This is a genomic window from Salinimicrobium sp. CAU 1759, from assembly GCF_054482715.1.
In genome coordinates this window covers 905,967-925,084 of sequence record NZ_JBTLRK010000001.1, presented here as the reverse complement: position 1 = coordinate 925,084, position 19,118 = coordinate 905,967, and the positions used below count along the sequence as shown (strand labels likewise).

Here is a 19,118-nt window from a genome sequence, read left to right as displayed (position 1 = left end):
TTACTGTCTAACCATTAATTTGTTGATCCTTTTAAGCAGTACCGGCGGACTGAAAGGTTTGGTAACAAATTCATCGGCTCCCAGTTCAAATACTTCCAGTTCTGTAGCCTCCACACCCGAAGAAGTTAGGACGATCACCGGAATTTCTACACTTTGAACTTCTTTCACTGCCTGCAGTACCTGTTTACCTCCTGCAAACGGGAGGTTAAGATCGGTGATCACAAGATCTATTGAATTTGCTGCTGTTTCGATAAAATCTATAGCGTCACTGCCATTATCGAAAGCTTCAACTTTGAACTGATTAGATTTGAGGTAAAATACGAGAGATCTTCGAAGCATCTCATCATCTTCCACAAGTAGGATATTCATTTTGGGGGTATTTATTTTTTAAGGTAATAAAAATGTCGTCAAGTTGCCTTTTTAAAGCCATGAGTTTTTGTTGGGTCTGTTCGGGGCTTAGTCCCTCTTCGAGTTGCTGCAACACTTCAGGATTTGCTCCAATTACTCCAAAGGAACCTTTTAGCTGATGGGCCGTTGCACTTATCTGTGCAAATTCCTGCTTTTCCAGTTGTACCTGCATTTGCTGAAGGGATTTCTGCGAGTTCTCCTTGAACAGTTCCACCATCTCCAGCTGAAACTCCAGGTTACCACCAGACATCTCCACCAGGTTCTCCAGAGATACTGCTGCCCGGTCCATATTCTTGTCCCCTACATTAGTCTTCCCGGTCCCGGGAGAGATCCACCGGTTGATCATCTCAAATAGTTCCTCTTTTTTAAAAGGCTTCGAGAGATAGTCATTCATACCATCCTTGAGACATCTCTCCCGTTCAATATTCAGAAAGTTCGCTGTAAGGGCAACAATTGGAACTGTTGATTGAAGTTCCTGCCGAATGATCTTTGTGGTTTCTCTCCCGTCCTGTTCCGGCATTTGAAGATCCATAAGCACAAGATCATAATCATTTTTTAAAAACAACTCAATTCCTTTTTTGCCGTTGCCCGCCACATCTACGGTATATTTGTTTTCCTTTAGGATCGCTTCGATGAGTCTTTGATTGAGTTCATTATCTTCACAAAGAAGGATTTTACCCGGTGTTAGAACTAACTGAGCTTTTTCTGCAGCGTCTGTTGTCTGTTCCTGTGGTGCTTTTCCGGCCGGATAGGGTATAGAAAAGCTGAACCTGGACCCTTTTCCCACTTTGCTCTCCACGCTTATAATCCCGTTTTGTCGTTCTACCAGCTGCCGTGATATATTAAGACCAAGACCTGTACCTCCAAATTTCCTGGAAATACTGTCATCTGCCTGTGAGAACCTCTCAAAGATCTTCTCCAGTTTGTTTTCCTGAATTCCCATTCCGCTATCTGTAACTGAAAATTTTACCATGGCGGCATCACCGTGATCACCGTCGGGTTCCACCCTAAGTTCAACACTTCCTTCGTATGTGAACTTTAACGCATTTCCCAGAAGATTAAGCAACACCTGCGATAGTCTGTTGCTATCTCCGATCAGGTACTCCGGCACCTCGGAGGCGATTGAATACGTTAGTTTTAGCTGCTTTTGTTTTGCTTTAAGATGGAGGATGGAGAATATATTCTGAACTACCTGATGCAATTTAAAAGTGATCGCATGCATTTGGATAATTCCGGCTTCAATCTTTGACAGGTCAAGAATGTCGTTGATGATGAACATGAGATTATCCCCGGCCGTTTTAACAGACTTGAGGTACCCGGTTTTTTGAGGATCGCTTTCCTGTTCCAGCAAGAGTTCGGTAAACCCTAGAACGGCATGAATTGGTGTTCTTATCTCGTGACTCACATTAGCAATAAAGCTATCCTTCTGCCGGTTTAGAGATTCCGCAGCCTCTTTGGCTTTCTGCATCGCCTTTTCGGCCTCGATCTCAATAGTTATATCCTGGGCGATCTTGATAATCTTGTCAATATTTCCATTCGGGGATTTTACAGGATTGTAGGTGGCCTGCATCCAAACCTCCTCCCCATTCTTTCTCACTCTTTTGAATCTACCGGCTTTGTATTCCCCATTTTCGAGAGCCTGCCAGAATTTGTCATTTTTGACACCTCCTTTAGGATCAACCAGTTGTGAGTGATGCATTCCACTGAGTTCTTCCCCGGTATATCCAATGAAACTTCTAAAGATAGCATTGGTAGAAAGGATATGGCCATCGGGAGTAAACTCTACCACACTGTTAGATCTTTTTATAGATTCCAGGAGATGTTGATACTCATTTTCCTTCAAAAAGAGCTTTTCTTCGGCTTCCTTTATTTTCTCATTAAGGATATGCTCCAGCTCTTCCGCCAGATTCTTATTCTTTCTCCGGGCCTCAAGCAGGGACATAACCTGTCTGGACAACAGCTTTAAAGAATTTCTTTGAGATTCAGAAAGCTTCCGGGGTTTAGTATCGGCCACACATAAGGTCCCGATATTATAACCGTTAGGAGCTTGCAGGGATATACCTGCGTAATACCGGATTCCGTTTTCTGCCTTGACAAATGGATTATCCTTCACTCTGTCATCTTCAAGAGCATTCGAGATCTCCAGGATCTCATTTTGTAGCAGCGTATACTGGCATATGGTCTCATTCCTGGGAAGCTCGCTTTGTTCCAGGCCTACTTTAGCTTTATACCATTGCCTCCTTTCATCGAGCATGGAAATAATAGCTACAGGCACATCGCAAATAGCAGCGATCAACTGCACAAGCCCCTCGAATTCTTCCTCGGGTGCAGAGTCTAATACATCGTAAGATAAAAGAGTTTGCAGCCTCTTAATCTCTTCGGAATCTGAATGTTTGTTCACAGCTCCAAAAGTATACTAATTGAGAAATATTCAAGCCCGTTTCACAGTTAAAGCCGAAAATATTCCCTGAATTCTAAATCTTCTAACCCGATAGATCCGGGAACAGACAATGAAAGATCCCTGCAAAAGCATTAGCTGCATTTGAAACAAGCCCGGTTAAAGAAGCTCTGACTAAGTCCGGAAAGACCGTTGGAGAAATCAGAAATCAGATTAAGACAAAAGAAGTTCCCATAGTATAAACAGAAATGATCATGCTTACAGACTGCAGGCCCTGGTCCTGTTCGTACTTTTTATCATCTGCTTTCTTGCCAGCACAAGAGTTTACATCAATGGAAAGGTATGAGGATGAGCCCGGTTTGTCTCCCGTCTATGTATCTGAAACCTTCCTTTTCCCAATAACCTGCTTCTTCCAGCATGATGCGGATATCCTTATTCCATTCGGGTACTGTAACGGTAGTATTGAGCTCTATAGCGTAGACCGTCTCTGGAAACAATTGGTAGTCTCCCGCACCCGGAACACCCTCCTGGGCATCCCACATCCCGATAGTAGGCCCCGCCGAATGTCCATAGAGGCCCAGAGGATGCGTATAAATTGAGGGTCTTAGACCTTCCTGCTTTGCCTCCTCAAGCGCCAATTTTAAGATCTCATTACCGGTTCTTCCCGTTTTAAAATTTTGGGTAAGGATATCCTGAAGCCGGTTTCCCTGTTCCAAAGCGTTTTGCAGAAATAAAGGAGCTGCTTTTTCCCCTTTTTTAAGCACATAAGCGTGTTGTTGACAATCGGTGTTCAGCCTCAAATAAGAGATCCCAAAGTCGCAATGCAGGAGATCCCCCGGCAAAATGACCTTATCGCTGTAACCTGCAGAAAAAGCTTCGATATGATCCTTCAAGCCTTCCTCCTTTCTCTGTATGTCCACCGTAGGATGGAACCAGGTCTCTAGTCCCAGATCTGTAACCCTCTGCCTCATCCACCAAACCACATCATCTGTAGTCGTCTGCCCCGGGACGATCACTTTCGAACTGAAGGCTTCGCCGATTATCTCTTTGGTAAGGCTCACCAGTTCTTCATAAAGCTCCATCTCCATGGCTGTGCGGGTTTCGATCCATCCTACCGCAAGTCCTTCCGCCGAAACTACTCTGTCCCGATACTTCTGCGGAAGGGTTTTCATAAATAGATCATGATCTGTTTTGACAATTCCATCGGCAATATTAAAGTCCTTTGAAAAGTTTAGCCCTATCCTTTGTGGATCCCTGTTCGTGATCACCTCTAGCAGTGCTTTCCACTGGTCCGGCTCTGCTTCAGGATCCCACACAGAGGAAATATTCTGTCCTACATTATACCTCGCGATTGCCATACGCTCAAGAGTATCCTTTTCCCGATCCCTGTGAAAAACCAGGATCGTTCTCCTGCGGGCATTGAGCCAGGTAGCCGGGAGCATAGTCTTCATGACAGGATCTTCATTGTACTCTCTGGAAATAAGGACCCACATATCTATGTTGGTCCGGTCCATTAGTTGGGGAAGCAGAGTTTCAAATCTTTCTTTAAGGATTGTGTCTACAAGAGCTGCCTGCTCTTTTTCTGAAAGCACCTGCGCTCCGGCACGTGGTATGAATAACAGGAACACCAGCAGGTATTTGTACATAGGAAAAACATTTGTTTCGAATATAAATAATTTCTTCCTGGAAATCTGCATGTTAACACAAGCACCTCCTGAAACACCAAGCTTCTATAGCTTCTTTCCCGCTAAGAACAAATGCCCCATACAAAAACTACTTCCTTAATTTTAAGCAATTTAGATAAATATTAGGATGAAATTAGTTATGGTTTTTTATTTTAAAACTGAAAAAAGTTAATACCTGAAGTTTTGAAATTATGAGACATGCCATTTGCTATGTAAGTAATGCCGACAATAGCTTAACCACCAAAGAAATTGAGGAGCTTCTTAGGTTTTGTGAAGACAATAACATCCGGAATGATATCCAGGGGGTTCTTTTATATTCTGAAGGGAACTTTTTCCAGGTGCTGGAAGGAGAAAAAGAAAAAGTGGTAGATCTATGGAAAAGAATTCAGAAAGATCAGCGGCACTACGGCATTATTGCAATCATAGATCGGGACATCCAGAAAGGTTCTTACGATAACTACACAGCAACCATAATCCCCGAGGGGCAAAAATACGAGCCGGAATTACCGCCGGAATATATAAAGCCACTACAGGGTATGAGCTCCGATATGCAGGCAGTAATAAAAAGGATGATGCGAAACTTTATTGCAACAAGAGTTTGAATTTGAGGAGGGCGATTATTCAGAAATTAGAATAAGAGTAATGAGGAGTGTGGCAATAGCTACGATGGTCAGGCTCATCGTCAAAATACTTTCCTTAGTGGCTAAGTACTCTCTTTTAAAGTCTTCGTCTTCTTTGGCTAATTCTTTATTGGACATATTCATTTACAAATGTAATTTACCGTTACTTCTCTTAAAATACCCTTTTAGTGGTATTTTACAGGAAAACGAATGGAGGGAAAAGAACTGTTTAATGAATGATATGTTATAAGAAATAAAAAGCCCTTCCTAAAAGGGGAAAAGCTCAATTGAATTAGCTGCACATCAAAGGCGTCGTCCCGTTCATTCTATCGCCACCATATTTCTCTCATTAGTTAATTCTCCCTAGGTATCAACAAAGTATCGCTTAAGATCAATACCACGATTTGTTGTCGGTTCCTTAGCCTCTGCTATTTCTTCAGAAATCTTAAAATATTTTTCGTTCCCAGTTAATGTGATGTTCAAAATTGCTGAGCTTTAACATTGCTTCTCATTTCCTGAATATCTTCTTCCATTCTTTCCAGAATAGCAACAAAATGAGGATTGCCTTCTAATGGGGTTAGGAAGGGAGATACATATTTTATCCAGTAATATTGCCTTCCTCCTATTTCATAATGTTTCTGAAGGCTGGCTATAGCCTTTTCAGGTTGCCCTAAATACATATAGTAATCAGCCATAAATTTTAGAACTTCAGCTCCCCCTTCTTTCGTAACTGCCTCCAAAGCTCCGCTTTTCTTCATCATATCCAAATTCCCATTTAGTTCAGATAAAAGCTGCTGACTTTTTTCCGATTTACCCAATTTTCCAGTTACATAAGACCCATAAAGTAAAAAGAGATTTCTCCAGACACCGGCATCTTTAACCTCCAAAAGTTTTTGGATATTTGCCCATGCCTCTTCATATTCTCCGGCTTTTGTTTGAAACATGAAGGAACAGGTTGGCGCGCCCGGAAAGATCATTTCTGGATCCATTACTTTTTCCATTTCCTCAATTGCTTCTAAAGCTTCATCATTTTTCTTCTCCAGTGTATTGATCAAAGCCAACCGGCAATTTTCACCTCCTATCATCATAGGGTTATCTGGATCTGCTCCGTACAACTCGTTTGCTCTTTTTTTAGCTGTTTCGAACATTCCAAGATAGGCATATGCCTTTACGAGGTTTTCATAAAGGGCTTTTCGTTCTGGATTTTCTTCCAGGATGATTTCGTAATTTATAATAGCCTTATCAAATTCACCTTTGGCCAGGTGGGTATTCGCTTCTTTTATCAGATTCTCCTTCTCTTCTGTGTTTTGAGCAATTTGGGCATTAGCTCCAAAGAATTGGAGGAAAAAAATCAAAGTCAGAAAAACTTTTAAAAAATGAAATTTCATGATTTAGTCGGTTTAGGTTATACATAATCACTTAAAAATGAAAACTTTAAGCTATATAAAAAAGATAGGATGCCCAAAAATGCACGGTAAACTGAAAAAAAGTTCGACGACTTGTAAATTTGTTAAAACTGAATCGGGAATTTGTGGAGTAGCTTATTAGAATTTTGAAGAAAAAGAGCTGGTCGACTTTCTAGCCAAAATGAAGCATAATGCGAAGGTTTTAAATTGCATAAGCCATCTGTCAAGAGAAAAGCTAAAACAAAAGATAGGTTACAGCCCCTTTGTGACAGTTTAAATCTTTTTGCCGGTTTTAAAAAGCTGTAGTTCAAAAGACTATCTTTAGTGAACAGCCAAAATAATGTCTAACCAGATCCAACGCAGTCTTTTTATCCTCCTGGCAGGAAGTTTATTAATTGTCGCAGGAAGGAGCAGCATTAGCATATACAATAACTCTTCTGAAGTAGCTCAGCTTAAGAAAGACTATAGTGAGCTGAACAATATAACGCACGGCATTCTCTCAGTCAATGTTTGGCGGGATCATCTCACAAATATGGTCCTTAATCGTATAGACGACTTTGAGTTTACAGAAGCACAGGAAGACACCCTGGTTCTTCAGGTATCAAATATTCTTAGTGCCGGCCTTGACAAAGGAGAAAGCCTGATAAACAAAAAACAGAGAACCTTAAAGGCGAAGCTCAGAAAGTTTGCAGTTAAGACTCTGGTACCGGAAGAGAAGATAAGGGCACTCGTCCCTGTTTTTGCCCAGACCATTGTCGATGAAATTCAACAGCCCGAAAACAAAGCAGCTTTAAAACACGTCATTAAAAGTAAGATCCAGGAGTACAGCGATATGACCCATGCAAATTCACTGGTTGCTGTTCAAAGATTAGAGGAGTTATTTCAGCAGTATGAGGTGGAAACTTTGAAGGATTTCAATGAAAGAACATCAGAAAAGATCATAATATTAGAAGAGCAGATCTATTTCCATACCTACATCCTGCTTATTGTAATTGGAGTATTTATTGTGCTCTGGCTCCTGCTTAGAAATCAGGCCTTCCTCCACACGCCTCTCTTCATCATTTCGGTCCTGGTTTCATTGGTGGTCCTGTTCGCAGGAATCACTGCTCCCATGATCGAGATTGATGCAAGATTTCAACAGGTGAATTTCCTGTTGGTAGGAGAAGAAATCACCTTTAACGATCAGGTAATTTTTTTTCAAAGTAAAAGCATACTGGAAGTGATCGGCATACTATTTAATGCAGGAAAGGTAGATTCATTTTTTGTTGGAGCCCTCATTCTGGTTTTCAGTGTAGTCTTTCCTGTTGCAAAACTTTTATCTACGCAGATCTATCTTACCGGGAATGAAAAGACCAGAAAAAATAAAATCCTTAAGTTCTTCGCATTCAAATCGGGAAAATGGAGTATGGCCGATGTCTACGTAATAGCAATTTTCATGGCCTATATCGGCTTCCAGGGCATATTAGACAACCAGCTTTCTCACCTCAACATGGAAACAGAATCCCTGGTGAGCATCTCTACCAATAGAACCTCTTTACAACCCGGATTTATCATTTTCATAGGTTTTGTTCTGTTCAGTTTGATGTTATCAACCATCCTCAAGAAAATAACCAAGCCTGAAAAGAAGATGAGGTAATAATAAAAAATGATTCACACAAGTTTAACTTATCTTTGTAGACAACTTCCTACCCTGAGAACTTTAAAACCCTTTTCCCGTTAGGTTTAAAAAAGGTTCTATATGTTCAAAAATTTTTCAATGTCGTCCCTGGCTATTCATATCTTTAGGATAGTGCTACTTATCGCTACGCTTGTATTAGCCGTTTGGCTACAGGTGAAGTTTCAAATTTTCTTTTAGAGCCCGAAATGAAAAGGGGGGACTTATAAAATTTGCAGGTGGTCCCTTTAAACGTCTTTTTTTATCTGAAAATAGAATTTAAGAGTGGCAGAGAGAGTGTCTAAGGGAACTGTCATAAAACAAAAAAGCCCTTCCCTTAAAGGGAAAAGCTTCTCATTGGTTTACTTCTAAACCCAGGTAAATCAACGATTTACCACAAACAACACAACTAACGTTTAAGCGAAAAAAAGCTCCCGATTTGAGGGACTTTTATTTTTATAATGGAATTCTAAGGCCCAGGGTGAGTTTTGAATACGAAATTTCATAATCTACAAAGTCGCCGTTAGAGGAGTAACTGCCACTAGCTAAACCGTAACCATAACCCGCAAAGAAATATTTCATCAATTTTGCATTTAGATGCCCTCCGTAAAAAGTAACATCATCTGTTATGCTATCAACATCGTCCCGGTAATACCCGCCGTCTGTATATTCGCCAGCACCTATACCAAATTCTCCTCCTATACTAAACTGAAAAGCGTAGCTCCCTCCTAGTTCCCCCCAGTTTAAAATTCCAATATCAAGCCCGGTGACATAGGTATAACTACTGCCTGTGTCATATATTATTCCTGCTCCCCCGGGTCCATACCCAATAGTAAATCCACTATTTGCATTTTCGCCCATTTGGATCCCCAGTTCATAAGTAGGTACATTTAATACCGTTGTCACTGCTCCCTCGGCAATTGATTCATCAGATCTCATATTATAGCTAAGCGTCATGCCGGTAATTAAACCTTCCGATAATCCCTGAGCAAGACCTTCCGCAGCAATAGAAGCGGCCTCTGCATAAGCTTCATTTCGAGCATTATTTATTCGTGTCTGTTCCTCAATCTGCCTGTCAACATCATCTTTCCAGCTGCTGCTTTCAGTATCATTAGACTCCGAACCCGAGCCTGGTGCTGTATTCGCACTGTTACTTCCAGATTCACTTTCTCCATTTGTATATGAATCTGCTTCTGTTGATGAGTAAGGGGCTGTGTTACCTGATTTCTCCTTATTACCGGAATTATTTGAAGCGGACTGCCGCACGGCTTTTTCAATCTTTCTGAAAATGTCAGAATTTACCTTATCCACCTGAATATTTTTTACAAATCCGTTACTTTCCCAGGATAAGCTTTTATCTTCTTTGATAAGGTTCTTATATCTGGTCTTACTATCTTCACTAAAACCCACAGAGGTATAGTCTGAAGTAGCAGAAGACAAATAGTTCATCTGAAAATTCCCGCAATGTGGCTGACTGGAATTGAGATAAATACAAGCAGACCCACTGAGATTTAAAGTAAATTTACCTACTTGAAGAGGAAAACTGAATCCGTAAATTTTCGACTGGCCTCGCTTTCCTTCAATGACCAGGCTTTTGGCATCAAGAACCACATAACTCGCTCCAAGTTCAACAGGTTTAGACTTGACAATTACATGCCCGTATATTCCCTCACTAGTTTCAAAAGATAACCGGTGGTCTATAACTTGCGAAAATACTGATTGCGAAAAAGTAAACGCTAAAAAAATTAGCAATGAAGTATGAAAGTAATTTAGAACCATTAAATTATATTTAAGATTAATAATATGCCACTTCTAAGGTTGAGATGGATGTGGAAACTCCAACATGAAAAGGGAAATGGGTACTTTTGTGGAACATTTCCAGAACGGCAAGTTAAAATTATCTTAAAATCGAAGCAATACCCACTTCTGGGTATTTTTAGATGTTTTCAGGAGGTTCAGCCTGAAAAAAATCAGGCTTGGAAAAATATTAACGGGAGGACCACAAAACAAAAAAGCCCTTCCCTTAAAGGGAAAAGCTTCTCATTGGTTTACTTCTAAACCCAGGTAAATCAATGATTTACCACAAACAACACAACTAACGTTTAAGCGAAAAAAAGCTCCCCAATTTGAGGAGCTTCTTTGCTTCCGAAACTTCGGATGCGGTCTGGACGAGACTCGAACGAATCGACCAATTCCTTTATATATAGGCCACTCCAGAGGCCTCATTTTTATACTCACCGAATTGCTCACCTTTAAGAAGAATTTAACTCTCCTTATTCACTTCAATACAGGATGAAATAGAATGGTGGCAATTAAGATTTAAATGAACTTTCCCATTTATAAAACAGTCGCTCGTAAATTGGGCTGGCAAATATAGGAGGAGTTTTCTATTTAAGCAAATTAAATGACAAAACGGATTTTTTCTTTAATTCCAGAAGGAGATATAATCTTTAAAGCCCTCAGCTTGAAACCATTCCGACAGCTCATTAAGTTTATCAATTCCATTTGATCGGACCTGCATTAGCAACTGAGAAATGGGGGCAAGAATATTTCTTTAAAAACTTTAGTCGAGTTGAACTCTTCATTCCGTAAATATTTCCGTCGTACTCCTGATAAAAAGGAATATGCCCATTTTTGGTCCAGCCTGTGAATAAATCAACAAAAACGCCAACAGCGTTTGATGCTACTACACCATTAGCCCACACCACTTGGGGCTTACTACCTGCATCTCCGTACTTCTGAGCTTCTTCAGCGAGTACATTTTCGGATAAAAAACCCATGCAGGTCATACAGAGACAACCCGGGAGGGATAGAATTACTTGGCCAAAAAGTCGAGGGGGATCTGGTTCCACGGTACGAACGTCTATTCCAACATCTATGTAGGGAATTAGATAACGCCGACACTCAGATTCCAAATCTCTTCTTCCAATAAAGCTGTCAACCGCTCCTAAAACTACGTCACATTGCTGCAAAGCCTCTACCTTATTTTGCCAAATATCTTCTATTATTTCAACTTGAGCATTAGGATGTAATCCAAGAATTACTCGACGTGCAATTACGGTTTTATCAATGCCTTCCAGGGAATCTTTTAAATTACCAGAAACGAGCCGGTTTAGATTGGTCTTTTCAATAGTGTCGTTATCGAAAAGAACAAAATTTGTTACTCCCAGATGTGAAAGCTGTTGGACGATGTGCGAACCCCCACCTCCAAGGCCTACAATGCACACCTTAACTTTACTCATGATTAATTGGAAGTCCTGACCCAAAAAAGATTGCCGACTATATCTTTCAGGGTCATATTCCGCATTAAAATAGAAAGAGTTATTAAATGTAGTCGGGAATCCTACTCTTGTAACCTTTTCCAGAATAATATTATCCTTTTCTTTCTTAGAAAACACCAGAACATCAGCTTTATCCTCGCTCAATAGAAGTACTCCGTGTGTACTTCGAGGATTAGCATTTATCATGGCTTCAGCAATTCTAGGTAATTCATCAAGATCTGTCTGGCTAAAAATTGGCGCACCCCTTCCAATATGTTCATGAACGTGAAAGATTGAACATTTTTTGCTCAAAGCTAACTGCATTGCCTTTCGAATGGCTTCACCGTTGATTCTCGCTCCTACTGTTTCATCTGCAATGTAATCTTTGTCTGCAACAGAAAAATATTCATTTATAATAATGAGTTCTTCATTCTTTCCTGTTTCTTTACTCTGCCCCGATACAAAGCCGACTCTCTCAAGAGCAAACTCATGAGGTCTTGACAGATCTTTTTGAATTTGATGACATAAAGACTCAGCGATTCTTATCGTTACCTTTTTCATCGTATGAGCTTTAGGGTTGAAAGATGATATCTAACCATTTGAATTAAATTCATTCCACCTTGAGACCTCCAAGAATAGGAATACCAATTTTTGTCACAAACCCTCAAAACACCATTCCAGTTCTTCTGAGGGATTCCTTCGATCTTTTTAGAATAGAAAAGTCTTGTATGGTAACCATCCCTTGGTACAGGGCAAAGTAAGGCATCAATGAGTTCTGGTAAGCATCCAGAAGGAAGCTCAATTTCCGGTAAAAACAAGAAATTCACACCCCCTTCTGGAATGACCATTGTTCCAGGATAGAACCTTTGTAGCTCTCTAAGTTGATCTTCAAAGATTTTCATATCACAATTAAGATGCTCCGCCACTACGCACATGACTGATGAATTCCTCACCCCCTTTTATGACCACCTTGCCATCGTCAGCTAGAGGCTTTAATTCTCCTTGTATGACTTGTTCGAGTTGGTCAGCTAATGGGATCTTCCCTTTTTGTTTAATTTCTGTAACCGTCCGGCTACCTCGGTGGATCTTAACAGGATCATCATTAATGGTGATTTGAACAAAATTTTGACCATTGTTTTCGAGTTGTTTTTTAACTTCTTCCATAATTAATTTGTTTTTGTTATACTAATAGAAAGAAGAACCGTGACAACTTTTACTCCTTCATCCAAATCACGCTAATGGTACTGTTAGTGTCCTTTAAATAATAACATTTTTCGTAGAGCTGATCGTTCGGGTCCATTGAGTGATCTGAAAACCAATCATCAGAAAAAATGGTTTCTTCCTGAATATACTTTTTTGTCAAGTAAAAAAACTCTCCAGCCACCGAAGTCTCAGGGACTTTAGAATTGTACTTAGGAGGGAATTTATATTTAAAATCTGGTGATCTGAAATACCATTTTATAATGCCATTTTTGGCAAAGACTATAAACATTGGATAAAGATCAAGATGAAAATATCTGAAAATTGTCGCCGAAAGACTAGTCCCGAAGGACTTGGAAAGATCTTCTATAAGACGTCCTGAGAGAGGTTTACGAAAACACTTGCTTCTAAATCTCCTTTCTGGCATCAAAAGACAGGACGCGAAAAAATCAGCTTCACGTTCTGCCAAATTCTCAGAAACCAGTCTATTGAAGGAAGGGTGAGAAGGCACTTTTCCTCGTTTCAAGGCATTTCTATGCTCATCGATGTAGTAGTGACCTAATTCATGAGCGAAAGTAAATCGTGATCTGGGATTTTCCTTTGTTCCGACTCTGTTGTTATTAATAAAGATGTGAAATCGTCCTGACCTATGTTGAATTAGTCCATCAAAAGAATTACGGTAGTGGCCATATGAAAAAGAAATTTTATTAGATAGAGCAATCTTTTCTGGATCTATTTGGACTTGAGCAAGAAAGGGTTCAACTACAACCTCGGCTAAATCAGACAGTTCTTCTTTTCGATGATCACTGAGTATCTTCACCATCATTTTTATCCTCGCTTCTTTGGCGATCCTTTTCCATCTGTTTCCAAACATCTTCTGGAATATCAGAACCTTCTCGAGCCGCCTGAGCCAAATTTTCTTCTATTGTACTGTCAAAAAAATCTTCAAAAACTCCCAAGGTTCTTATTTTCCCTCTGTTCAAAATATCTATTGGGTCTTCTAAGTGGTTAGGAATAACATCTTTTATTTTCAAAACAGATTCTTCAAATTTGTCAAAATCTTTCTCCGTTTCTGGAAATACATAGCCAGAATTCTTCAAGGCTTTGAAAAAAGCTCGTTCTATATTCTTTTCTTTTTCTTGATCGTTCATCATCATTTCTTTTTCACTTCGTAGTGGAGCTTTAGAAAATCAAAAACTTTCTTTTTTGATCGGCTAATAATTTGTCGAATGTTCTCTGGGGTGGTTTCATATCTGCCCGACAATTCTTTTAGTATATCAGGAGGAAGATTTTTCGCCTGACTTTTTTCTCCCTTGTCATAGTACAACCAATAAGTCATAAAAATGTGCTGATCTCTTTCCGATAATATTTTCAGAGATTGATTAACTATATTTTCATCATACGAAGGCTCTTCAGATAATATTTCTTCCTCTTCAGTAGCAAACGGTTCTCCAATTTCATTGGGATCAATAACCACCTGCTTATTTCTTAAAAGAGCTAAGAGCTCATTCTTTGCAATTCTTACAAGCCAACCGTGAATCCTCTTTTTTATTTTACCCTCATCCTTTTCTCCCTCCACAGAAAATGAATCACAATATTTATAGACATTTATGAGGGTATTTTGGAATATCGCATCTCTTAATTCCTCTGAGTTTGGAAGTTTGGAGGTTAATTTTATCGCCATTCCAAAAATAAACCTTTTGTACCGACGATGGAATTCTTCAAAAGCTTGATTGCTGGCTTTAGGATCATCCTTTATTGATATAATTATTAATAAATCCTCGTCAGATTCATCAACTAAAGGCCAGTTCTGGGATCCTTTAATGATGTCCATAAAACAAAAGATTCTTTATATTTAAAATAAAAGACCGTGACAAAATATTCATTAATGGGTTATTAGATGCGTAATCGAAAAAACTTAATATCATTAAATTAAAAGCAAATTCACCTCCTCTTTAACAACTCCTCCAGGTACTTCACCTTCTCCTTCTCCGCCTCTACCAGACGCTCATAGAGTTCCACCATTTTATCAATAGGATTGATAGTGCAGAAGTAATTATTGTTATTGGCACTGCTGTCTTTGAAGGTATTATTGATGATATTAAACACGGCCTCTTCACTGAAGTGTCTGATACCTTCTGGAGACACCTGTAAAGCCTTTGAAATTTTCAGAAGAACTTCTTCGTCAACTTCCGGACTCTTTTCGATTTGAGATACACTCTGCTGACTAATGCCCAGCTCTGCGGCAAGAGCTTCCTGCTTCATGCCTCGCAGTTCTCTTATCCGGCTAATTTTCCGGCCAATATGGTTAGATTTTGTTGCTGTCTCCATGCTTAAAGATAAAATTTCTTCTTTTAAATAAATCGCTGTTTTCCAAAGTTGGTAAAAAACAATCCTTCTTTGGTAAAGTACCAATGTTTCTGGTTCGGTACGGTACCAACTCAATATAGCTTGTAGGGAAGTTAAAGAGTCGGAATATTAACGCCAATTTAGGAAAATTATGGAACATGCTGTTGAAAAAATCTTGGGTGACAATCCTACTGCATTAAAGGAGCTTAAAAGGAGGATAAAAGAAGTAGAAGAGGTCGAACAAGTATATCTATTGGAGGATCCTATAGAGGGAAATATTGTCACCTTTTTAGTAAAGGAAGAGCACCTGGCAAATTTAATCGAACTGTCTTCCAAGATTGGAAGAACTCTGGAAAATCTACCCCACAAACGCTTTAGAATTTATTCATTTTCTTATGCCCAGGAAGAATTAAAAAAAGGAAGTCTGTATTTCATAAAGAATTGCAGCTTAGGAGATCTAATTTACAATAGTTCAACTTCTGAGATAACCCTACGGAGACAAAAAGAAGAAATTGAACTTCTTTTGAAAAAAGCAACTTCTTCCCTGGAAAGGGAAATAGACCGCATCAATTCTTTTACAGAAGGAATTAGCTTTTACAGGAAAAGAAAAGAATGGGCAGGAGCAGCTTTCCTGATTCATCAAAAAATTGAATGGTTGTACAGATGCCTGGAAACCTTTGCTATGGGGAAACCGCTAATCTGCCATAAAATTGCAAATCACATAGCTTATGCCTGCCCATTTATCTATGGTGCCGGTCCGATTTTCAACACAGCCAGGCGAGATGATCTTCAGTTACTAGAAGTTTTGGATAGAGCATACACAGAGAGCCGGTACCATTCAGCCTATGACGTCACGAAAAGGGAAATAAAATTACTTGCTGAAAGAGCAGAAATGATGGACAACCAGGTTAGGGAAATATTCAGTTTCCGCTTTGGAAGCTGTCAAAAGCTCCTGACAAAAGAAAAAGAAAATATACAGGTGCAAGCTTCTGAAGTTGATGTGCTCCCATCAAAAAATAAAGACGAGAAAAAGGTATTTATGCTCCTAAAAGAAGCTATTGCTGAAATAGTAACTCCACTCCAGATCATTTCTTTTGGGAAAAGGAAAGGTTACCAAGAGAGGAATAGTCTAGCCGGCACTTCTGAACTATTCTCATTCACTCATTATGATCTAATGATTGTTACTAAAGAGACCATGAGCACTTATCCCAGCAAGATATCCAACCTAATTTCTCAGAAGACAGACGGGAAATTGACCACTACAATAATCCTTACCTCTTCCAAAAAAGTAGAACAAGCTCTTCAAAAAGGAAATGATTTTGTACACCGAGTTCTGAATTCAGGTACAGTTATTTATTCGGATCCCGATTCTTCATTTGAGGTTTCAGCTCCCAGAAAAGTTACAACTAAAAGGTTAGACCAAATAAGAGGAGACTTCTTTATACGAAAACATAGAGCCAATTGTTTTCTTACGGCTGCAGACATCGTTTCCGGAGATGATGATGCAACCGAGATCAGTTTACAGTACAAGGCGCTTCAGCAAATTTGTCTCGGAACTATATACGTGATGTTGGGATTGCGGCCAGACAGTCTTAAGTTGGATTATCTGTTTGACTTGTGCAGCAACTTCTCTACTATACCTGATAATTGTTTTCCTCGTTGGAGTCCGCAAGACCAAGAGCTTTTTAAGAAACTGATTAATTCCCCAAACGAGGTAAGATTCAGAACGAGTGACAGGCGCAGTCCAGTGGATGTGGATATTCTCTACTCCAGGAGTGAAGATTTCCTGAAGGCAATGGAAACTATTGCAAAAAAAAGGATTGAAGAACTCGAGGCAGAACTAAGAAAAGAAAACTATGGAAACTGAGAAAAACGAACAACAAGCACTGGTGGAAAAACTAAAGGATAGGCTGGTAATGCTACAACCTCACGACACCTACAAAGGAAAATATAAGGTCGATCTGCTTTACGTAGAAGGTTATGGTGAATTACTTTTCACTATACGTTCTCTGCTGTACCTGTGCATTAATTCTTTAGAATATGGAGATTTTAAATCTTATTCTTCAGATCGGAATCCTAAAAATAATATTCAGGATGTGCTTGAACTAATATCTCGGATGATTCCTATTGAGGAGGGAGATCTTTTGGATGAGTTGATGAAATCCTCGGAGACTATAAAGTAGAATTTAATGCAGATTATTGTTATAAAAATCTTAAATTTATTTTGCGAATCAACAGGTGTTCATTATATTTGAATGTTCATTGTCACTGAACAAATAAAAAACATGAACACCACAGACTATGTATCGTAACCAAGATCATATCTACGAAGCCACCTCCAGGTTAGAAAAACTGATTGATCTTCCTATTGAAGTAGAAAGCAATAGAAACAATTATGACGCCCTACTAACTATTAGAAATATCCAATTTATTGTGGAATCCAAAACCACAGTTAGATCCTCTAATCAAGGAATAATCCTCTCCCAATTGGAGGAAATGAAGCATAACTTCAATAGACCTATCATTCTAATAGCAGAATATATTTCAAAAAAATCAACAGAAGATTTTAAGCAGCGCGGAATTAATTATATAGATGTTGCGGGAAATGCATTTATTAGACATGAAGATTTAGCCATATTTGTGGAAGGCCAAAAACCTCCAAAAAAGGATAAAACCAACCAATCACGTGCTTTTCAAGAAACTGGAATAAAGATCCTATTTCACCTTCTAAACAAACCACAACACCTTCAAGATTCATATAGAAGAATAGCAGAACAAGCTGAAGTCTCTATCGGCTCAGTAAGTAATGTAATGAATGAATTAGAGGAGTTAAACTACCTTTTAAAAACCAACCAAAAAAGAATTCTAAAAAACAAAAATGAATTATTAGAGCGTTGGGTCATAGAATACAATGCAGTGCTCAGGCCTCGAATATTCCGAAAAAAGATGCGCTTCATCGACCCAAATCAAACGAAAAACTGGAGAAATATAGATTTAAACTTTAGCCATGGAAGAATTCTTTGGGGAGGGGAGCCCGGAGGGGCTATTCTTACCGAAAATTTAAGACCTGAAAAATATACTCTGTTTACCGACCTAGAATTATCCGTAATAGCGAATAAGGTGCGCTTAATTCCGAGTGAAAACGGCACAGTGGAAATCCTACAAAAATTCTGGAAAAATGACTCGGATAACGAAGCAGTTGCTCCGGCACTACTTATATATGCAGATCTAATAAGTAGTGGTTTTGGAAGAAATATTGAAATAGCAAAAGAAATACGCCAGAATGAGCTACAGCATATCAAGTGATAAATTTACCCATCCATTATTAAAACCTATTCTACAAGAGCTCACTGAGTATTTTCAGGAATCAGGAATTTCTTTTTTTGTTATAGGTGCTACTGCACGGGATATCTTTATGGAATTACATAATGAAAGTTCCGGACGCTTGACTCATGATTTGGATATCGCAATCACTGTAAGTAACTGGGAACAGTGGTTAAAAGTGGAGCAAGAAATTTTAAAGTTAGAAAATTTCACCAAAGATAAAGCTCAAAAACAACGTTTTTTGTATAAAGATAGATTTCAAGTGGACATTGTACCATTTGGTGAAATTATGAAGCAAAACAGCAAAATATTTTGGCCTCCCGATGAGTCTTTCGCCATGTCGGTACTAGGATTTGACGCTGCGGAAGAAACTTCCCTTAGGGTTAGCGTAGATCAAGAATTAGAAATCAGAATCGCTTCTTTAAGCGGTATTTTTCTTCTAAAAATCATTGCCTGGAACGACCGTCACAATAAAAGTAACAAGGATGCAGATGACATAGGTTTCATTTTGGAAAATTATCTTGGAATTCACGAAGAACGAGCTGCTGTACAATATTATGATGAAATCTATACAGAAGATTTTACCAGAGCAAAAGGGGGCGCTACTTTATTAGGTAAAGATGTTTTGGAAATCTTACAAGCGCATCCCCCAGAATTAGAGGCTATTAAAAAGATTTTGACCGACAATATAAAGCAACAAGAAGATAGTAAACTTATTAATCAAATATTAGAAACTCATTCATCGCTTTCTTACCAGGAAGTCTTAGAAAGTTTAGAAAATATTACCAACCAATTAAATTAAAGGAACTACACA

19 protein-coding genes are annotated in these 19,118 nt (G+C 39.1%); 6 read left to right on the top strand and 13 right to left on the bottom strand.

The window, feature by feature from the left end:
- The 3 genes from ACXYMT_RS04250 to ACXYMT_RS04240 all read right to left on the bottom strand — a co-directional run bounded on the left by ACXYMT_RS04250 (position 1) and on the right by ACXYMT_RS04240 (position 4,452).
- On the bottom strand, positions 1 to 369 hold the full coding sequence (locus ACXYMT_RS04250) for a response regulator transcription factor (protein ID WP_459057848.1): 369 nt from the start codon (positions 367 to 369) through the stop codon (positions 1 to 3).
- Positions 344 to 2,809 (bottom strand): ATP-binding protein, encoded by a 2,466-nt coding sequence (locus tag ACXYMT_RS04245; RefSeq protein ID WP_459057847.1) that lies wholly within the window; start codon positions 2,807 to 2,809, stop codon positions 344 to 346. Before ACXYMT_RS04245 ends, ACXYMT_RS04250 begins: the two co-directional genes overlap by 26 nt.
- 326 nt (positions 2,810 to 3,135) lie before the next feature.
- Positions 3,136 to 4,452: a M24 family metallopeptidase gene (locus ACXYMT_RS04240; RefSeq protein ID WP_459057846.1), complete on the bottom strand. Its 1,317-nt coding sequence runs from the start codon at positions 4,450 to 4,452 to the stop codon at positions 3,136 to 3,138.
- A 230-nt stretch (positions 4,453 to 4,682) separates the two neighbouring features.
- Between ACXYMT_RS04240 and ACXYMT_RS04235 the strand changes: the two genes are divergently transcribed.
- Positions 4,683 to 5,093, top strand: a complete 411-nt coding sequence (locus tag ACXYMT_RS04235; RefSeq protein ID WP_459057845.1) for a BLUF domain-containing protein — start codon at positions 4,683 to 4,685, stop codon at positions 5,091 to 5,093.
- A 15-nt stretch (positions 5,094 to 5,108) separates the two neighbouring features.
- Here ACXYMT_RS04235 and ACXYMT_RS04230 read toward each other — a convergent pair whose 3' ends face one another.
- Positions 5,109 to 5,255 carry a hypothetical protein gene (locus ACXYMT_RS04230; protein ID WP_459057844.1) on the bottom strand — a complete coding sequence of 49 codons (147 nt, stop codon included), beginning with the start codon at positions 5,253 to 5,255 and terminating at the stop codon, positions 5,109 to 5,111.
- Between the two features lie 335 nt (positions 5,256 to 5,590).
- A complete protein-coding gene (locus ACXYMT_RS04225; protein WP_459057843.1) occupies positions 5,591 to 6,499 on the bottom strand; it encodes a tetratricopeptide repeat protein in 909 nt (302 codons plus the stop codon).
- A gap of 358 nt (positions 6,500 to 6,857) precedes the next feature.
- Here ACXYMT_RS04225 and ACXYMT_RS04220 point away from each other — a divergent pair, with 358 nt between their 5' ends.
- Positions 6,858 to 8,153, top strand: a complete 1,296-nt coding sequence (locus ACXYMT_RS04220; protein ID WP_459057842.1) for a paraquat-inducible protein A — start codon at positions 6,858 to 6,860, stop codon at positions 8,151 to 8,153.
- Positions 8,154 to 8,627: 474 nt separating this feature from the next.
- Here the strand turns inward: ACXYMT_RS04220 and ACXYMT_RS04215 are convergent, their stop codons facing one another.
- The 8 genes from ACXYMT_RS04215 to ACXYMT_RS04180 all read right to left on the bottom strand — a co-directional run bounded on the left by ACXYMT_RS04215 (position 8,628) and on the right by ACXYMT_RS04180 (position 14,962).
- Positions 8,628 to 9,950 (bottom strand): hypothetical protein, encoded by a 1,323-nt coding sequence (locus ACXYMT_RS04215; RefSeq protein WP_459057841.1) that lies wholly within the window; start codon positions 9,948 to 9,950, stop codon positions 8,628 to 8,630.
- 716 nt (positions 9,951 to 10,666) lie between these two features.
- Positions 10,667 to 11,992 carry a HesA/MoeB/ThiF family protein gene (locus ACXYMT_RS04210; RefSeq protein WP_459057840.1) on the bottom strand — a complete coding sequence of 442 codons (1,326 nt, stop codon included), beginning with the start codon at positions 11,990 to 11,992 and terminating at the stop codon, positions 10,667 to 10,669.
- A complete protein-coding gene (locus ACXYMT_RS04205; RefSeq protein WP_459057839.1) occupies positions 11,989 to 12,333 on the bottom strand; it encodes a hypothetical protein in 345 nt (114 codons plus the stop codon). The genes ACXYMT_RS04210 and ACXYMT_RS04205 overlap by 4 nt, the downstream gene beginning before the upstream one ends.
- A gap of 7 nt (positions 12,334 to 12,340) precedes the next feature.
- Positions 12,341 to 12,595, bottom strand: a complete 255-nt coding sequence (locus ACXYMT_RS04200; RefSeq protein WP_459057838.1) for a hypothetical protein — start codon at positions 12,593 to 12,595, stop codon at positions 12,341 to 12,343.
- A gap of 49 nt (positions 12,596 to 12,644) precedes the next feature.
- Complete coding sequence (locus ACXYMT_RS04195; protein ID WP_459057837.1) at positions 12,645 to 13,457, bottom strand: ImmA/IrrE family metallo-endopeptidase; 813 nt, start codon at positions 13,455 to 13,457, stop codon at positions 12,645 to 12,647.
- Complete coding sequence (locus ACXYMT_RS04190) at positions 13,435 to 13,788, bottom strand: hypothetical protein (protein WP_459057836.1); 354 nt, start codon at positions 13,786 to 13,788, stop codon at positions 13,435 to 13,437. The genes ACXYMT_RS04195 and ACXYMT_RS04190 overlap by 23 nt, the downstream gene beginning before the upstream one ends.
- On the bottom strand, positions 13,785 to 14,465 hold the full coding sequence (locus ACXYMT_RS04185; protein WP_459057835.1) for a sigma-70 family RNA polymerase sigma factor: 681 nt from the start codon (positions 14,463 to 14,465) through the stop codon (positions 13,785 to 13,787). Before ACXYMT_RS04185 ends, ACXYMT_RS04190 begins: the two co-directional genes overlap by 4 nt.
- A 110-nt stretch (positions 14,466 to 14,575) precedes the next feature.
- A complete protein-coding gene (locus tag ACXYMT_RS04180) occupies positions 14,576 to 14,962 on the bottom strand; it encodes a helix-turn-helix domain-containing protein (RefSeq protein WP_459057834.1) in 387 nt (128 codons plus the stop codon).
- 169 nt (positions 14,963 to 15,131) lie between these two features.
- Between ACXYMT_RS04180 and ACXYMT_RS04175 the strand changes: the two genes are divergently transcribed.
- The 4 genes from ACXYMT_RS04175 to ACXYMT_RS04160 all read left to right on the top strand — a co-directional run bounded on the left by ACXYMT_RS04175 (position 15,132) and on the right by ACXYMT_RS04160 (position 19,106).
- Positions 15,132 to 16,847, top strand: a complete 1,716-nt coding sequence (locus ACXYMT_RS04175) for a hypothetical protein (protein ID WP_459057833.1) — start codon at positions 15,132 to 15,134, stop codon at positions 16,845 to 16,847.
- Complete coding sequence (locus tag ACXYMT_RS04170) at positions 16,837 to 17,163, top strand: hypothetical protein (RefSeq protein WP_459057832.1); 327 nt, start codon at positions 16,837 to 16,839, stop codon at positions 17,161 to 17,163. Before ACXYMT_RS04175 ends, ACXYMT_RS04170 begins: the two co-directional genes overlap by 11 nt.
- 118 nt (positions 17,164 to 17,281) lie before the next feature.
- Positions 17,282 to 18,286, top strand: a complete 1,005-nt coding sequence (locus ACXYMT_RS04165) for a type IV toxin-antitoxin system AbiEi family antitoxin (protein WP_459057831.1) — start codon at positions 17,282 to 17,284, stop codon at positions 18,284 to 18,286.
- Positions 18,264 to 19,106: a nucleotidyl transferase AbiEii/AbiGii toxin family protein gene (locus tag ACXYMT_RS04160; RefSeq protein ID WP_459057830.1), complete on the top strand. Its 843-nt coding sequence runs from the start codon at positions 18,264 to 18,266 to the stop codon at positions 19,104 to 19,106. The genes ACXYMT_RS04165 and ACXYMT_RS04160 overlap by 23 nt, the downstream gene beginning before the upstream one ends.
- Positions 19,107 to 19,118 lie beyond the last annotated feature (12 nt).

Excerpts from the sequence above, each read along its gene's own strand:
- ACXYMT_RS04250 (WP_459057848.1), bottom strand. The coding sequence starts at position 369 with ATGAATATCCTACTTGTGGAAGATGATGAGATGCTTCGAAGATCTCTC.
- ACXYMT_RS04240 (WP_459057846.1), bottom strand. The coding sequence starts at position 4,452 with ATGTACAAATACCTGCTGGTGTTCCTGTTATTCATACCACGTGCCGGA.
- ACXYMT_RS04235 (WP_459057845.1), top strand. The coding sequence starts at position 4,683 with ATGAGACATGCCATTTGCTATGTAAGTAATGCCGACAATAGCTTAACC.
- ACXYMT_RS04230 (WP_459057844.1), bottom strand. The coding sequence starts at position 5,255 with ATGAATATGTCCAATAAAGAATTAGCCAAAGAAGACGAAGACTTTAAA.
- ACXYMT_RS04225 (WP_459057843.1), bottom strand. The coding sequence starts at position 6,499 with ATGAAATTTCATTTTTTAAAAGTTTTTCTGACTTTGATTTTTTTCCTC.
- ACXYMT_RS04220 (WP_459057842.1), top strand. The coding sequence starts at position 6,858 with ATGTCTAACCAGATCCAACGCAGTCTTTTTATCCTCCTGGCAGGAAGT.
- ACXYMT_RS04215 (WP_459057841.1), bottom strand. The coding sequence starts at position 9,950 with ATGGTTCTAAATTACTTTCATACTTCATTGCTAATTTTTTTAGCGTTT.
- ACXYMT_RS04210 (WP_459057840.1), bottom strand. The coding sequence starts at position 11,992 with ATGAAAAAGGTAACGATAAGAATCGCTGAGTCTTTATGTCATCAAATT.
- ACXYMT_RS04205 (WP_459057839.1), bottom strand. The coding sequence starts at position 12,333 with ATGAAAATCTTTGAAGATCAACTTAGAGAGCTACAAAGGTTCTATCCT.
- ACXYMT_RS04200 (WP_459057838.1), bottom strand. The coding sequence starts at position 12,595 with ATGGAAGAAGTTAAAAAACAACTCGAAAACAATGGTCAAAATTTTGTT.
- ACXYMT_RS04195 (WP_459057837.1), bottom strand. The coding sequence starts at position 13,457 with ATGATGGTGAAGATACTCAGTGATCATCGAAAAGAAGAACTGTCTGAT.
- ACXYMT_RS04190 (WP_459057836.1), bottom strand. The coding sequence starts at position 13,788 with ATGATGATGAACGATCAAGAAAAAGAAAAGAATATAGAACGAGCTTTT.
- ACXYMT_RS04185 (WP_459057835.1), bottom strand. The coding sequence starts at position 14,465 with ATGGACATCATTAAAGGATCCCAGAACTGGCCTTTAGTTGATGAATCT.
- ACXYMT_RS04180 (WP_459057834.1), bottom strand. The coding sequence starts at position 14,962 with ATGGAGACAGCAACAAAATCTAACCATATTGGCCGGAAAATTAGCCGG.
- ACXYMT_RS04175 (WP_459057833.1), top strand. The coding sequence starts at position 15,132 with ATGGAACATGCTGTTGAAAAAATCTTGGGTGACAATCCTACTGCATTA.
- ACXYMT_RS04170 (WP_459057832.1), top strand. The coding sequence starts at position 16,837 with ATGGAAACTGAGAAAAACGAACAACAAGCACTGGTGGAAAAACTAAAG.
- ACXYMT_RS04165 (WP_459057831.1), top strand. The coding sequence starts at position 17,282 with ATGTATCGTAACCAAGATCATATCTACGAAGCCACCTCCAGGTTAGAA.
- ACXYMT_RS04160 (WP_459057830.1), top strand. The coding sequence starts at position 18,264 with ATGAGCTACAGCATATCAAGTGATAAATTTACCCATCCATTATTAAAA.